The sequence below is a fragment of the Weissella cibaria genome (assembly GCF_004521965.1).
GTDB lineage: Bacteria > Bacillota > Bacilli > Lactobacillales > Lactobacillaceae > Weissella > Weissella cibaria_A.
On sequence record NZ_SDGK01000031.1, the window covers coordinates 21,908 to 36,001 of the forward strand.

Annotated in this window: 18 protein-coding genes and 2 other annotated features; all 18 genes read left to right on the forward strand. The window is 43.7% G+C overall.

The features are described 5' to 3' along the window. The first annotated feature begins 351 nt into the window (after window positions 1–351). Window positions 352–601 (forward strand) — a binding site (T-box leader). A 175-nt stretch (window positions 602–776) separates the two neighbouring features. The 18 genes from EST42_RS04565 to EST42_RS04650 all read left to right on the forward strand — a co-directional run bounded on the left by EST42_RS04565 (window position 777) and on the right by EST42_RS04650 (window position 13,848). After that, window positions 777–1,901 carry a PLP-dependent transferase gene (locus EST42_RS04565; RefSeq protein WP_134644415.1) on the forward strand — a complete coding sequence of 375 codons (1,125 nt, stop codon included), beginning with the start codon at window positions 777–779 and terminating at the stop codon, window positions 1,899–1,901. A 5-nt stretch (window positions 1,902–1,906) separates the two neighbouring features. Continuing rightward, window positions 1,907–3,025, forward strand: coding sequence for a vitamin B12 independent methionine synthase (locus EST42_RS04570; protein ID WP_134644416.1), 1,119 nt, complete (start codon window positions 1,907–1,909; stop codon window positions 3,023–3,025). Between the two features lie 4 nt (window positions 3,026–3,029). After that, on the forward strand, window positions 3,030–3,884 hold the full coding sequence (locus EST42_RS04575; protein WP_134644417.1) for a MetQ/NlpA family ABC transporter substrate-binding protein: 855 nt from the start codon (window positions 3,030–3,032) through the stop codon (window positions 3,882–3,884). A gap of 2 nt (window positions 3,885–3,886) precedes the next feature. Beyond that, a complete protein-coding gene (locus tag EST42_RS04580) occupies window positions 3,887–4,366 on the forward strand; it encodes an S-ribosylhomocysteine lyase (protein WP_134644418.1) in 480 nt (159 codons plus the stop codon). A 54-nt stretch (window positions 4,367–4,420) separates the two neighbouring features. Next, window positions 4,421–4,849, forward strand: a complete 429-nt coding sequence (locus tag EST42_RS04585) for a Mini-ribonuclease 3 (protein WP_134644419.1) — start codon at window positions 4,421–4,423, stop codon at window positions 4,847–4,849. Continuing rightward, complete coding sequence (gene rlmB / locus EST42_RS04590; protein WP_134644420.1) at window positions 4,830–5,717, forward strand: 23S rRNA (guanosine(2251)-2'-O)-methyltransferase RlmB; 888 nt, start codon at window positions 4,830–4,832, stop codon at window positions 5,715–5,717. Before EST42_RS04585 ends, rlmB begins: the two co-directional genes overlap by 20 nt. Before the next feature lie 114 nt (window positions 5,718–5,831). Then, window positions 5,832–6,377, forward strand: coding sequence for an RNA polymerase sigma factor (locus EST42_RS04595; RefSeq protein ID WP_134644421.1), 546 nt, complete (start codon window positions 5,832–5,834; stop codon window positions 6,375–6,377). 66 nt (window positions 6,378–6,443) lie between these two features. After that, window positions 6,444–6,593 (forward strand): 50S ribosomal protein L33, encoded by a 150-nt coding sequence (gene rpmG, locus EST42_RS04600; protein WP_134644422.1) that lies wholly within the window; start codon window positions 6,444–6,446, stop codon window positions 6,591–6,593. 45 nt (window positions 6,594–6,638) lie between these two features. Next, window positions 6,639–6,809 carry a preprotein translocase subunit SecE gene (gene secE, locus EST42_RS04605; RefSeq protein WP_134644423.1) on the forward strand — a complete coding sequence of 57 codons (171 nt, stop codon included), beginning with the start codon at window positions 6,639–6,641 and terminating at the stop codon, window positions 6,807–6,809. 102 nt (window positions 6,810–6,911) lie between these two features. Further along, the gene (gene nusG / locus EST42_RS04610; protein WP_010372166.1) at window positions 6,912–7,466 is read left to right on the forward strand and encodes a transcription termination/antitermination protein NusG; all 555 of its coding nucleotides are present in this window, start codon (window positions 6,912–6,914) and stop codon (window positions 7,464–7,466) included. 157 nt (window positions 7,467–7,623) lie between these two features. After that, a complete protein-coding gene (gene rplK, locus EST42_RS04615; protein ID WP_010372167.1) occupies window positions 7,624–8,049 on the forward strand; it encodes a 50S ribosomal protein L11 in 426 nt (141 codons plus the stop codon). Between the two features lie 96 nt (window positions 8,050–8,145). Then, window positions 8,146–8,838 (forward strand): 50S ribosomal protein L1, encoded by a 693-nt coding sequence (rplA, locus tag EST42_RS04620; RefSeq protein WP_099088498.1) that lies wholly within the window; start codon window positions 8,146–8,148, stop codon window positions 8,836–8,838. 73 nt (window positions 8,839–8,911) lie between these two features. Next, window positions 8,912–9,038, forward strand: a sequence feature (ribosomal protein L10 leader region). Window positions 9,039–9,063: 25 nt separating this feature from the next. After that, on the forward strand, window positions 9,064–9,570 hold the full coding sequence (gene rplJ / locus EST42_RS04625; RefSeq protein WP_134644424.1) for a 50S ribosomal protein L10: 507 nt from the start codon (window positions 9,064–9,066) through the stop codon (window positions 9,568–9,570). A gap of 90 nt (window positions 9,571–9,660) precedes the next feature. After that, the gene (gene rplL / locus EST42_RS04630; protein ID WP_134644425.1) at window positions 9,661–10,026 is read left to right on the forward strand and encodes a 50S ribosomal protein L7/L12; all 366 of its coding nucleotides are present in this window, start codon (window positions 9,661–9,663) and stop codon (window positions 10,024–10,026) included. A gap of 204 nt (window positions 10,027–10,230) precedes the next feature. Continuing rightward, window positions 10,231–11,097 (forward strand): serine hydrolase, encoded by an 867-nt coding sequence (locus EST42_RS04635; protein WP_134644426.1) that lies wholly within the window; start codon window positions 10,231–10,233, stop codon window positions 11,095–11,097. A 225-nt stretch (window positions 11,098–11,322) separates the two neighbouring features. Next, window positions 11,323–12,060: a metal ABC transporter ATP-binding protein gene (locus EST42_RS04640; protein ID WP_134644427.1), complete on the forward strand. Its 738-nt coding sequence runs from the start codon at window positions 11,323–11,325 to the stop codon at window positions 12,058–12,060. Beyond that, window positions 12,057–12,911, forward strand: coding sequence for a metal ABC transporter permease (locus EST42_RS04645; RefSeq protein WP_134644428.1), 855 nt, complete (start codon window positions 12,057–12,059; stop codon window positions 12,909–12,911). The genes EST42_RS04640 and EST42_RS04645 overlap by 4 nt, the downstream gene beginning before the upstream one ends. Continuing rightward, a complete protein-coding gene (locus EST42_RS04650) occupies window positions 12,904–13,848 on the forward strand; it encodes a metal ABC transporter solute-binding protein, Zn/Mn family (RefSeq protein WP_134644429.1) in 945 nt (314 codons plus the stop codon). Before EST42_RS04645 ends, EST42_RS04650 begins: the two co-directional genes overlap by 8 nt. Window positions 13,849–14,094 lie beyond the last annotated feature (246 nt).

Below are 14,094 nucleotides of genomic sequence, written 5' to 3' on the forward strand. Positions count from 1 at the left end.
TAGAAATGATTTGAAAGGTTTAAACAATGCTTGTTGAGAACATTATTAGTTATTGATTGTGAGATTTATTTAGGAATCAGCTCAATTCTACATCTTTTATTATACTTTATTAGAAGTTAAAAAGTGAACAATCTATCTGTTTGGATGTACCGAATTCGGGAATTTAATGCGCCTAAATTAAGGTTTTATGCCTCTAAACGGACGTTTATTGATGATGTTTGAATAATGTTGCCAAGGTATAATTGAAGTTTATAACTTAACTATTGGTGTTAATTAATTTCTTGATAAAAATAAATCTAATCTAATTTTAATTAAAGTATTGACGTTTTCTAATGCGGTGTTATGATAATGGTATCGACTAAGAAGAGATAAGTACTTTTTAACAGTTGCCCAGAGAGTTAGCGTGTGGTGCGAGCTAATCAACTGAAGAATTGGAAAATGGTCTTGGAGTTGGAATGACGTGAGCAAAACGTGTTAGCGTCATTCGGGTGCGCCCGTTATTGCGCTTAGATATCGTCCGAAATAGGATCGTATTGAAAAGAGGGTTATTTCGAATGGGAATAACTAAACCCGGGTGGTAACACGTGTCAACGTCCCGTAGCTAATTGTAGCTACGGGACGTTTTTTTACGTCAAAACTTAAATGCGGAGGACAGACAATTCAAGCTTTATGCGTGACGGTTCACCGATGTCTTGTTGTCGGTGAGGGATTAGGACAAAGTCGAATGTGATACGACGAAATTGACACTCGTAGCGCAAATAGACGGAGAAATTGGCATGGATGATTTGACGAAAATTTTACAAGTGACAACAACGCATGATCAATTGACTGGGGCGGTTAATACACCGATTCAATTATCATCGACGTTCGCTCAAACTGATTTTGATAACCTGGGTGAATTTGATTACGCCAGAAGTGGTAATCCAACTCGATTGGCAGCGGAGAATGCAGTAGCGGTTTTGGAGCATGCAACACACGGTTATCTTTTTAGTTCGGGGATGGTAGCCATTAGTAGTGTGTTAATGACCTTCTCGGCTGGCGACCATATCGTGGTGACGATGCACGTTTACGGTGGGACGTTTCGCGTATTAACGGATGTGTTATCACGATTTGGTATCACACATACGTTTGTTGATTGTGGAGAGTTAGCGGATGTTGCGAATGCGATTTTGCCCAATACAAAGGCGATTAATATCGAAACACCTTCCAATCCAACATTGTCAGTGACTGATATTGCGGGAATTGTCGCAATTGCAAAAGCACATGACCTTTTAACGATTGCGAACAATACCTTTATGTCACCTGCTTTGCAGAAACCGCTAGATCTTGGCGTTGATATTGTCGTGCATTCAGCGACCAAATTTTTGGCAGGACATTCGGATATTTTAGCTGGCGCGGCGGTGACGAAACAGGATGATTTAGCTGGCCAAATTTATTTCATTCAAAATGCAGTTGGTGCCACCCTAGGTGTTCTAGATAGTTGGTTGCTTTTGCGGGGGATGAAAACACTGGGCGTGCGGATGACGCAACTGGCTACATGGTTAGCTGAGCAACCGCAAGTGAATGCTGTGCATTACCCGGTCTTACCGACATATCCGGACTATCAGGTGCAATTAACGCAAGCTGAGAATGGTGGGGCAGTCTTGTCATTTGATGTTGGGTCGATTGAAAATGCCCGACAATTGGTTAAACATCTCACTATTCCAATTTACTCAGTCAGTTTAGGTGGTGTCGAAAGTATTATCAGCTATCCGCCAAAAATGTCACATGCTGAATTGTCGACGGCTGAACAATTAGCCAGTGGTATTACGCCAGGTTTATTGCGCTATTCAGTGGGACTTGAAAGTATTACAGATATCATTGCCGATTTGGCAAATGCCTTTTCATATTTAGGAGAATAATGATTATGACAACAGCAACTAAGCAACGTTACCATTTTGATCAAGTTGGTTCATATTTGCGGCCAAAAAAGCTAAAACAAGCCCGGGCAGCCTTTGCAGCTGGTGAAATCACGCAGGATGCCTTGGTAAAGATACAGCATGATGAAATTCACGATTTGGTTATTCACCAGCATGAAGCTGGTCTGAAAGATGTGACGGATGGTGAGTTTGCACGGTCATGGTGGCACTTGGACTTTTTGTGGGGTTTGACTGGTGTTGAACGATATGTACAAGAAGATTCCTATAAGTTCCACGGCGAGAAGACCCGTACGGATAATGTTCGTTTGACTGGCAAGATTGCCTTTAATCCGGATCACCCATTTTTTGCTGATTTTGCGTATTTACAATCAGTCGCACCGGAAGGAACTGATCTGAAGTCAACCATTCCGGCACCAACTTTGCTATTCCGTGATGGACGTTCAGATAACGCCTTGTCATTTTATGATACTTGGGATGACTACTTGGATGATTTGGCATTGGCCTATCGTGAAACGTTGCAAAATTACTACGATTTAGGTTCACGTTATGTGCAATTAGATGATACCACCTGGGCGTTTTTGATTAGCAAATTGAACGAATTCGCCACCAATCCAACTGAACGGGCAAAGTATGAAAAGATTGCAGCTGATAGCGTGTATGTCATTAATAAGGCGTTAGATGGTCTGCCTGATGATTTCAAAATTTCGACGCACATTTGTCGCGGTAATTTTAAGTCAACGTATTTGTTTGAAGGCGGGTATGCGCCAGTGGCGGAATACTTGGGACAATTGCATTACGATACGTACTTCTTAGAGTACGATGACGCGCGTTCTGGTGATTTTACGCCATTGACGACGATTTTGGGGAATCGCCCAGATGTGACATTGGTATTGGGTTTGGTAACGAGTAAGTCGCCGAAGCTAGAAGCAGCAGCGGATGTTAAGGCGAGAATTCAGGAGGCCACGCAATTCGTGCCACTTGAGAATTTGGCGCTTTCTACGCAATGTGGTTTTGCCTCAACAGAAGAAGGCAATGCACTGACGCCAGATGAACAATGGGCGAAGTTAGGCTTTGTTAAGCAAATTGCCGAAGAAGTGTGGGGATAGGCCGATGACGACTAAAGTTAGGTTAACGATTGTGGCTGGTTTGGCAGCTATTAGTTTAGGCGTTTTAACAGGCACAACCGTAGCGCATGCGGCTGAAAAGTTAACAGTTGGATCTGTCACTTCTGATGCAAATATTTGGCGGCATATTGCGAAATCATCAGCGGCAAAAAAGGCGGATTTGCAAATTAAAGTTAAGGAATTTACGGATGGTGCAACCTTGAATCGAACTACTGCTTCAGGTGAGGTTGATGTCAATGCGTTCCAATCATATAGCTATTTTCAAGCGTTTAATAAGGAAACGAATACTGCGAAGTTGGCTGCGCTAGGTACGACGTATATTGAGCCGATGGGCGTGTATTCACATCGTTACAAGAAGGTGGCGGAGATTCCAAATGGCGCAACGATTGCTATTGCACGTGACAATGCGGACGCGGCTCGTGGCTTGAAATTATTGGCCAGGGCAGGATTGATTACGTTGAAATCAGATTTTTCAGCGTTATCAGGGGTGTCAGATATCGCAGATAACCCCCACCATTTTCACTTTAAAGAGATTGATGATACAACCGGAGTGGCGGTATTGAAAGACAAAGCGGTTGCAGCAGTGCTGATTTCTAATTCAGTTTCACAAGCCGGTGGATTGAATGTGTTGCATGATTCGATTTATCGCGAGTCAATTAACACTAGTACAAAGGCAAACATCAATATCTTAGCAACACGCCAGTCAGCAGCTAAAAACAAGACGTATCAAAAGTTAGTCAAGCTATATCACGATGCATCAGAACAAAAACGGATTAAGGCAAAGTACCACGGCACCAAGGTTGAGGTACAGAAGCCACTTAGTTATGTGGAGGACAATTAATTATGGCAGAAGTTGAAAGTTTTACGTTAGATCACACACAAGTTAAGGCACCATACGTGCGTTTGATTGCAGAAGAGCACGGACCTCAAGGAGGGACGATTGCTAATTATGATTTGCGCTTGGTCCAACCTAACGAGACGTCAATTGAGACGGCGGGCATTCATACATTGGAACACTTGTTTGCAAGCTTGGTTCGCGATGAATTGGATGGCATTATTGATATTTCACCATTTGGATGTCGTACAGGTTTCCACGTCATCAGTTGGCAGTCGTATACGCCAACACAGCTAGCTGAAACGTTTACTCGAGTGTTGCGCAAGATTCGTGATGACATTACGTGGGATGATGTTCCAGCCACAACTATTCGAGAGTGCGGGAACTTTAAAGATCATAGTTTACATTCGGCCAAGGCATGGGCAGATATTATCTTGCAAGCTGGTTTGTCAGATGATCCGTTTGTCCGTCATGTCGTTGAAGCATAAGTATAATTTGTTAAACGGGGTCATTGGCCCGGTTTTTCTGTTATTATAGTAAGCATGAATGAGAAGATTAATTATGAGCAATTAAACGGCTTGGATTTGGCCTATTATGGGGATGCGGTGTACGAAGTGTACATCCGTCAACATTTGTTGGCTGAAGGTATTACAAAGCCGGCCCGCCTGCAACGTGAATCAAGGAACTTTGTGTCTGCTAAAGCGCACGCTGCTTTGTATGCCTTGATGGAAGCGGAAGGTTTGTTGACTGAAGAAGAGATGGTGTACTTTAAGCGTGGACGTAATGCCAATTCACATACAAAGGCGAAGAATACAGATGTTGTGACATACCGTATTTCGACTGGGTTTGAAGCATTGATTGGCTTTTTGGCAGCTAGCAATCAAACAGCACGTTTAGATGAAATTTTGGCTTGGGTATATGAACAAGTAGAAAGTGGGCGAACAAGAGCAAATGACACAACAAACAAATAATCGGAACGGTCGTGATCGCGGCGGGCGTCAAGAACGACCAAACAATCGTCGCGGTGCCGACCGTCGTTTCAACGATCGCGATCGCCAACCGCGCCATAAGCGATCAGAAGCCGAAGTTGCCGATGATACGACGCAAACTGAGTTCGTTTTTGGTCACCACGCGTCGGTTGAGGCGTTGAAGGGTGAAACGGAAATCAACAAGGTTTGGCTACAAAGCGGTTTGGCTGACAAGATTCGCAATGAAGTGGTGGCGTTAGCAAAAAAGCGAGGCTTGATTATTCAAGATGCGCCGAAAGCTAAGCTAGATGAATTGACAAATGGTCAAAATCACCAAGGTGTGGTGTTATCAATTGCGGCCTATGCATATGCAACGATTGACGATTTGTTTGCGAAGGCAGCTGAAAAATCAGAAGCACCATTTTTCTTAGTGCTGGATTCAATTGAAGACCCACACAACCTAGGCTCGATTTTGCGTACAGCTGATGCAGCAGGGGTACATGGCATTATTATTCCTAAGCGCCGGGCAGTCCAATTGACATCGGTTGTTGCGAAAACGTCAACGGGGGCAATTGAACACGTGCCGGTTGCGCGTGTGACGAACTTAGTGCAAACAGTTGAACAACTTAAGGAACGTGGGTTGTGGGTCTTTGGTACAGACATGGATGGTAAGGATTACCGTCGTTGGGATGCTGCTGGTCCAACTGCTTTAATCATTGGTAATGAGGGTAGGGGGATTTCACCGTTATTGAAGAAAACAGTGGATGAAACGTTGACAATTCCAATGGTTGGTCACGTCCAAAGTTTGAATGCGTCGGTTGCGGCCAGCTTGTTAATTTATCAAGCGTTTAGTAGTCGTAACCCGCTTTAACCACATGAAAAAATGCACAATAACCGGTAACTTGATGCCGGTTATTGTGCATTTTTTCGTCTTGAACTCGGATTCTCGGCACACTGGTAGCAAGCCGGAGGAGGGGAAAACAAGATGACAAACCAAAAGGCAATGCAGTTGATTCAAGCGGCCCAAGCGGGGGACGAAGCCGCTTTTCAAGATATTTTTGAGGCGTTTCGGGGATTAGTGTGGACGCTATACCGTGATCATCGGCTCCAGACGCAACAGTACGATTGGGAGCACGAGAGTCGATTAGTGTTGTATCAAACTTTGCGTAAGCTAAAAGCAACGCATTGGGGGGCACTCACGCGTTATTACAATCAAGCGTTACGGCACAGGATTGTACAGTTATGGCGGGAGTCCTATCGGTACGAGTCGGTGGAAGGCGTTTCGTTGAATGAAGCATGGGTGTCGACGTATGTGCAGAGTGCACAAATTGCACCACCTAGCGCAGTTGTGGCGACCCTGGTTGACCTGATGCCAAATTTAGAGGTAAAGGAACGAGAATTCGTCTTGTTACTCGCAGCGGGATACGACATTAATGAGTGTGCAGTACAACTCGAGCGTTCACGTTCTTGGTGTTATGCAACGCGACAAAATTTGAAGAAAATCTACCAAGCTGAGGCGAAAGGTAGCTGAATAAGGGCATTCGTGGTAAACTGAGGATATTATACTAGAGAATTTTAAAAGAGCGGAGACACGATTATGGCAGCGAGGAAAGTCGCATTGGCGTGCAGTGTCTGCGGATCACGAAACTACATGGTAACAAAGAAGCCCAACCGTCTTGAGCGTCTTGAAGTTATGAAGTTTTGCAAGTTCTGCGGGCAACATACGATGCACCGTGAGACAATGTAAGAACGGGGCTGGGTCTACCAACTCTGGAAACAGGAGTACATACTGATGAAGTTTTTAGCAAGTGTTGTCGCTGAAATGCGCAAGGTCACTTGGCCTACGTTTAGTGAAAATGTTCGAGACACATCAATCGTTTTGATGACCAGTTTGTTCTTCGCCATTTTGTTTGGTGGCGCTGACTGGGTCTTTGAACAAGGGGTTACTTGGTTGTCTAAGTAAGCTTATTGCGATATAATAAGAACATTAAAAAGCGACTAAAAACCCTCAACCTTGAGGGTTTTTAATTTACAAAAATTACAGGTACGACCTAAGGAGGCAATCATGGCAGTTGAGTCATACGATAAGCAATGGTACGTCTTGCACACTTATGCAGGATACGAAAACAAGGTTAAGGCGAACCTTGAGTCACGTATTGAGACGATGGGGATGACGGACTACATCTTCCGCGTTATCGTGCCAGAGCAAGAAGTTGAAGTTGAAAAGGATGGCGAGACGAAGATTGTTAAGGAAAACGACTTCCCTGGTTATGCCTTGGTTGAGATGATTATGACCGACGAAGCTTGGTATGTTGTTCGAAACACACCAGGCGTAACTGGTTTCTTGGGTTCACACGGTGGTGGATCAAAGCCTGTGTCATTGTTGCCTGATGAAGTTGATGATATGTTGGCCCGCATGAACATTGTTGAACGTAAGGTTGCCGACTTGAATGTTGAAGTTGGTGAATCAGTGAAGATTGTGGCTGGTTCATTCTCTGGTATGCAAGGTGAAGTAACGGCTATCGATAACGACAAGCAAGAAGTAACTGTTTTGGTTGATTTCTTGGGTCGTGAAACGCCAACGGAAATCTCATTTAACGACGTTGAGTCAGTACTATAAAGTCATTTCCATAAAAAAGTGAATTTTTATTGAACACCTGGCTTGTCAAAAGTCAGGTGTTTTGTTATTATAATCTGGTATGTGTGGTAACACGCATATGTGGGAGGCGTAAATCGAAACGCGCCATTACACCACAAACACGAAGGAGGAAACAATCGTGGCTAAGAAAGTTTCAAGCATTGTTAAGTTGCAGATTCCAGCCGGTAAGGCTACCCCTGCACCTCCAGTTGGACCTGCTTTGGGTCAAGCTGGTGTTAACATCATGGGATTCGCAAAGGAGTTTAACGCTCGTACTGCCGACCAAGGTGGTTTGTTGATCCCAGTAGTTATTACTGTATATGAAGATCGTTCATTCGAATTTATCACTAAGACGCCTCCAGCAGCAGTTTTGTTGAAGAAGGCAGCCGGTGTTGAAAAGGGTTCTGGTGAGCCTAACACGAAGAAGGTCGCTACGGTTACTGCAGCACAAGTACGTGAAATTGCAGAAACTAAGATGCAAGATCTAAACGCAGCTGACGTTGATGCAGCTGTTCGCATGATCGAAGGTACTGCTCGCTCAATGGGCTTCAACGTTGAAGGCTAATTTAACGAGTTCCGTACGGATCGCGTAGGAAACTAAGCATGATCAAGCGGGAGGTCAATGACCGTTTGACCGCATTTGCAAGGAGGAATAGCTACCATGGCTAAGAAGTATGGTAAGAAGTATTTGGCAGCCGCTGAAAAGGTTGACAGTGAGAAGTTGTACACTGTTGAAGAAGCTGCCGCATTGGTAAAGGACATCGACTTTGCCAAGTTTGATGCAACTGTTGAAATCGCGTTCAACTTGAACGTTGATACTCGTCAAGCTGACCAACAATTGCGTGGTGCCGTTGTTTTGCCTAACGGTACTGGTAAGGACCAAACTGTTGTGGTCTTTGCTCAAGGTGATAAGGCTAAGGAAGCTGAAGAAGCTGGTGCTGACGTTGTTGGTGCTGCTGACTTGGTTCAACGCATTTCTGACGGTTGGTTGGACTTTGACGTTGCCATTGCTACACCTGACATGATGGCCCAAGTTGGTCGTGTTGGACGTGCATTGGGTCCTAAGGGATTGATGCCTAACCCTAAGACGGGGACTGTTACGTTTGACGTAGCAAAGGCCGTTTCTGACGCTAAGTCAGGTAAGGTTACTTACCGTACTGATCGTGACGGAAACGTTGCGGTACCAGTTGGTAAGGTATCATTTGACGCCGACAAGCTTGCTGGGAACATCAAGTCATTGTCAGACGTTATCTTGAAGGCTCGTCCTGCCGCTGTTAAGGGTGCATACGTAAAGCACGTATCAATCGCTTCAACGTTCGGACCTGCTGTTAACATCGATATCGCTTCATTGTAATTTTAGAATTTTTCTAGATTATAATTTAGCTTTTCATGTTGACACTTTCTCGACTACCTGTTAGAGTAGTTTGAGTAATAAATCGATTCTACCTAAGACGCAGGTGTCATAAGACTTAATAACCCGCCGAGGAAGTGAAAAACGCGTAAGCGACTTTTGACCCCCGGTGCAGTATGTGCTGGGGGTTTTGGTACGAATCAAAATCTTAACAGGAGGAACATTACCATGAGTGAAGCAACTATTGCTTTGAAGGCACAACAAGTTTCAGAAGTTGCTGACAAGTTTAAGTCAGCTGCATCTGCAGTTGTTGTTGACGTGCGTGGGTTGACGGTTGAACAAGCCAACAACTTGCGTTCAGAATTGCGTTCAGAAGGCGTTGAGTTGAAGGTTATCAAGAACAAGATCTTGACGCGTGCTGTTGAAGCCGCAGATTTGACTGACTTGAACGACTTGTTTGTCGGACCTTCAGCCGTTGCATTCTCTAACGAGGACGCAATCGCTCCTTCACGCATTTTGAAAAAGTTTGCTGATAACATCGAAGCCTTGGAAATCAAGGGTGGTGTTGTTGACGGTCAAGTTGCATCTGTTGAAGATATCAACAAGTACGCAGCTTTGCCAGACCGCGACGGTTTGTTGTCAATGTTGTTGTCAACGTTGCAAGCACCTGTTCGCAACTTTGCTTACGCAGTTAAGGCTGTGTCAGACGCAAAGGAAGAAGTTGCTGAAGCCTAAGCTTTTGCTTAGTGCGACGCACTTTTATATCGGGCTTGGCCCACAAATTAAAATCGCCGTATAGGCAAATAAACGAGGAGATTAATTATCATGGCATTTGATAAGGATTCAATCATCGCTTCATTGAAGGAAGCTACGATTTTGGACTTGGCTGACTTGGTTTCAGCTATTGAAGAAGAGTTTGGTGTTTCAGCTGCTGCCCCTGTTGCAGTTGCTGGTGCAGCCGGTGGTGCCGAAGCAGCCAAGACTGAATTTGACGTTGAGTTGACTTCAGCTGGTTCAGCTAAGGTTCAAGTTATCAAGGCAGTTCGCGAAGCAACTGGTTTGGGCTTGAAGGAAGCTAAGGACTTGGTAGACAACGCTCCTTCAGCTATTAAGGAAGGCGTTTCAGAAGACGAAGCTAACGAATTGAAGGCTAAGTTGGAAGAAGTTGGTGCCGTTGTTACTGTTAAGTAATTAACGTACCTTCTCAAAAAGACGAGATACTCCGGTATCTCGTCTTTTTTTATGCAGTTTTCTGATGATACCGTAAGCTGGAAATGTCGGATGTCTTTGACTAATGGCTGCTGTGATAAAAGATTCGATTAAGTTTCTTGAGTATACTAATAATTAGTTAAAAGTATTTAGCAACGATCATGACGAAGGGAAGTGCTGTGTGCCATGACATCGCGAACAAATTTGAAGCGACCCTACAAGCAGGTATTGTTTGTTAGCGTTGTGTTGGTGCTCGGCGTAGCCTTGATCTACAAATATGCTGGGCGTCAATTAATAGCCGATTTCGAAGCCACCAAGGCTGCTACAGTCAGTGATGAATCAAATAATCTAAAAACGGCCTGGCGTGGGATTTTAGATAAGCAGATTGCCCCAGTTGACATTGCAGTCTATGACCATAAAACGGGCGTTACAACGCAATTATCTAACGATGCAAATGCACAATTTAAAACAGCGAGTATTGTAAAAGTCGCAATTCTTGCTAACTTGTTACGACAGCATGTGACTAATGGTACTGGTTTATCGAATTATGAAGATGAATTGGCAAGCGCAATGATTCAAGACAGTGATAATGATGCAGCGACAGCCCTACTAGAAACCGAAGGAGGAAATACGCAACCAGATGTGTTGTTTAAACACCTGGGTATGACGCGTAGTCAGATGGATAGTGAATCATGGGGGTACTCGACAACAATAGCAACTGATCAGTTGACGTTGCTGAAGAATATTTTTTATCAGAGTCGGGTGTTAACAGGTAGTTCACGAACGTATATGCAAGGTTTAATGAATAATATTGCGGTAGACCAGAGTTGGGGGATTACAGCTGGCTTAACACCGGATGCAACCGTTGCATTAAAAAATGGGTGTTTGGCAGACTCAAACGGTTGGATTATTAACACAACTGGCCATGTTTCGAGTAAACATTCAGACTATGTAATTGCTATTTTGAGCAATCAAAATATCTCCGAAGACGCTGGTATTGATTTGGTACAACAACTGGCTAAAGCAACATATAAGACATTAAATGCGCAATAAAATACAGATGAAGCACTTGGCTAAACAATTGGATTAGCTAGGTGCTTATTTATTTTCACCTGTTAACTATTAATAAGCGTTCATGTCAGTTAGATGTTATCTAATTACATTTATTTTTCAATCTAAGAAAAACTATTGTTTAGCGGGCATGGATAAGTTACTCTTAGTGAGTTGGTTTTGGCAAACAATATTTTGCATAACCGAAAACAATAATAGGAGGCAGTCATGCTAAAAATTAAGGAACTGACAGTCGCCTACACATCGACGCCGGTGTTTAGCGATTTGTCAGTCGCATTTAGTCCGGGCAGGATTACGGGAATTATTGGCCCGAATGGTGCGGGGAAGTCGACTCTAATCAAAGGGGCCTTAGGTCTGATTCGGCGAACGGGTGAATCGTTTGTGGACAATCAGCCGGTCCGGCGTGTTCGACGAAAAATTGCATATGTCGAACAGCGAGCAGCACTAGATTTAACATTTCCGATCAGTGTTTTTGAGGTGGTTCTAACTGGCACTTATGGCAAGCTAGGATTATTCAAAAGCCCTGGGCAAACAGAGCGTGATGATGTCATGAAAGCGCTCGAACAAGTAAATCTAACGGAGTTTCGAAATCGCCAAATTGGTGAATTATCCGGCGGACAATTGCAGCGTGTCTTTGTAGCACGCGCTATTGTTCAGCAAGCAGAGGTTGTGATTTTAGATGAACCTTTCGTCGGAATTGATATGAAGTCGGAAGAAGAAATTATGCATGTGCTGCGAGACTGGCGTGCAGCCGGGAAGACCATCATTGTTGTTCACCACGACTTGAATAAAGTCGCGAATTACTTTGATGACTTACTAATTATGAACCATGGCATTGTCGCACATGGACCTGTGTCGGATGTTTACAATAAGGACAATATCCAACAAGCCTTCTCAGCGGATTTGAGTGCAGTTCTGTTCACTGAAACGGAGAATGTATCATGACGAGTATCGGTGAATTTATCGCGGCCTTAGGACACTATAACTTCTTGCAGAGTGCGTTGTTAGCATCTGTGATGGTTGGGATTATGTCAGGTATTATTGGCAGTTATATTATTTTACGTGGCATGTCGTTGATGGGTGATGCGATTTCTCACTCCGTGCTACCGGGAGTTGCGGTTGCTTATATGCTGGGGATTAATCTTTTGATTGGTGCCTCGGCATTTGGGGTAATTGCGGCGCTATTGATCGGCTTTGTTGCGACAAATAGTAAGTTAAAGAATGATACAGCGATTGGTATTGTATTTTCGGCTTTCTTTGCCTTAGGATTTATCCTGATTTCGATGGCTGAGTCATCAACGAATTTGCATCATATCTTATTTGGTAATGTGTTAGCAGTCTCAGACCGTGATTTGATTACAACGATTATTGTGTTAGCAATTGTGATTTTGTTTGTCGTGGTGTTCTTCAAGGAATTATTGATTACATCGTTTGATGAAACATTTGCTAAGACATATGGTTTGAAGACAGGGTATGTCCATTATGGCTTGATGATTGTACTAACTTTAGTCACGGTATCGGCACTACAGACGGTAGGTATCATCTTGATTGTAGCGATGTTAATTACGCCAGCTGCTACCGCATTTCTTTGGACGAATCGGTTGACCACGATGGTTGTCCTGGCCTCTGGCCTTGGGGCGCTGGCTTCAACACTTGGGCTATATCTGTCGTACACGTTAAATTGGGCGTCTGGGCCCGCTATCGTGTTGGTGGCAGCGTTAATCTTTTTGGGGTCGTTTATCGTGTCACCAAAGCAAGGTTTTGTGACAAAACTAATGGGGGTTAAAAATGCTTAAGAAACTTGGGTTAACAGCGGGTGCGCTGGCAATTGCAATTGGGGGAACGGTTTGGTTTGTTCAAAATCGTGATGCACAAACGGCTACGAAAAGTGGCGGACTACGTGTTGTCACAACAAATTCAATCCTTGAAGACATGGTTGAACAAGTTGGTGGTGATGATGTATCGGTTTACAGTATCGTTAAGCGTGGAACAGATCCGCACGAATATGAACCTAAAACAGCAGATATTACTGCAACAACGGAAGCAAATGTGATTTTCCACAATGGACTTAGCTTGGAAACGGGTGGTAACGGATGGTTCTCAAAGCTTACGAAAACAGCTAATAAGCGGGATAACCATGAAGTGTTTTCAGCATCACGTTTAGTCGAGCCACTGTTCTTGACGTCAAAAGGCAAGGAAGATGAAATGGATCCACATGCCTGGTTGGACTTAAATAATGGTATTAAGTATGTTGAGACAATTACAAACGTCTTGAAGGATAAGGACCCAGAACATGAGCAAGCTTTCCAAAAGCGTTCGGATGCGTATATTGCGAAGTTACGTGCGTTGCATAACGAAGCCAAAGAAAAATTTGCTGATGTGCCAATTGAAAAGCGCTTGTTGGTGACATCGGAAGGTGCCTTTAAGTACTTCTCAAAGGCGTATGGCATTCAACCAGCCTTTATCTGGGAAATTAATACTGAGTCACAGGGAACGCCTGAGCAAATGAAGCAGGTATTAGCCAAGATTGCGGCATCGGATGTAAAGTCGTTGTTTGTTGAAAGTTCAGTATCACCAAAATCAATGGAAAAGGTGTCGAAGGAGACAGGGTTGCCAATTTACGAAAAGATTTATACCGATTCATTGGCGAAGAAGGGGACAACAGGAGATACCTATTACGATATGGTTAAGTGGAATATTGATAAGATTCACGCGGGAGTGTTAGTCGATTAATCATGGAGAATGATTACATGACCTAAACAACACACAATTAATTTAGAAAGTCACGTTCAGCCATGGCGTGGCTTTTTTGTTGCGCTTTCGGGTCACATAAAAGTCCGATATATTGCACTTTTGGTTGAGCATTTATGCACGAACAGACGGACCTAAATTGCTATAATGAAACGAAAAACCTTTTGTCTATAGGTCAAAACATGCTCAAAAAACAAGTGAATACGTTTACAAATTCAATTTTCAGGT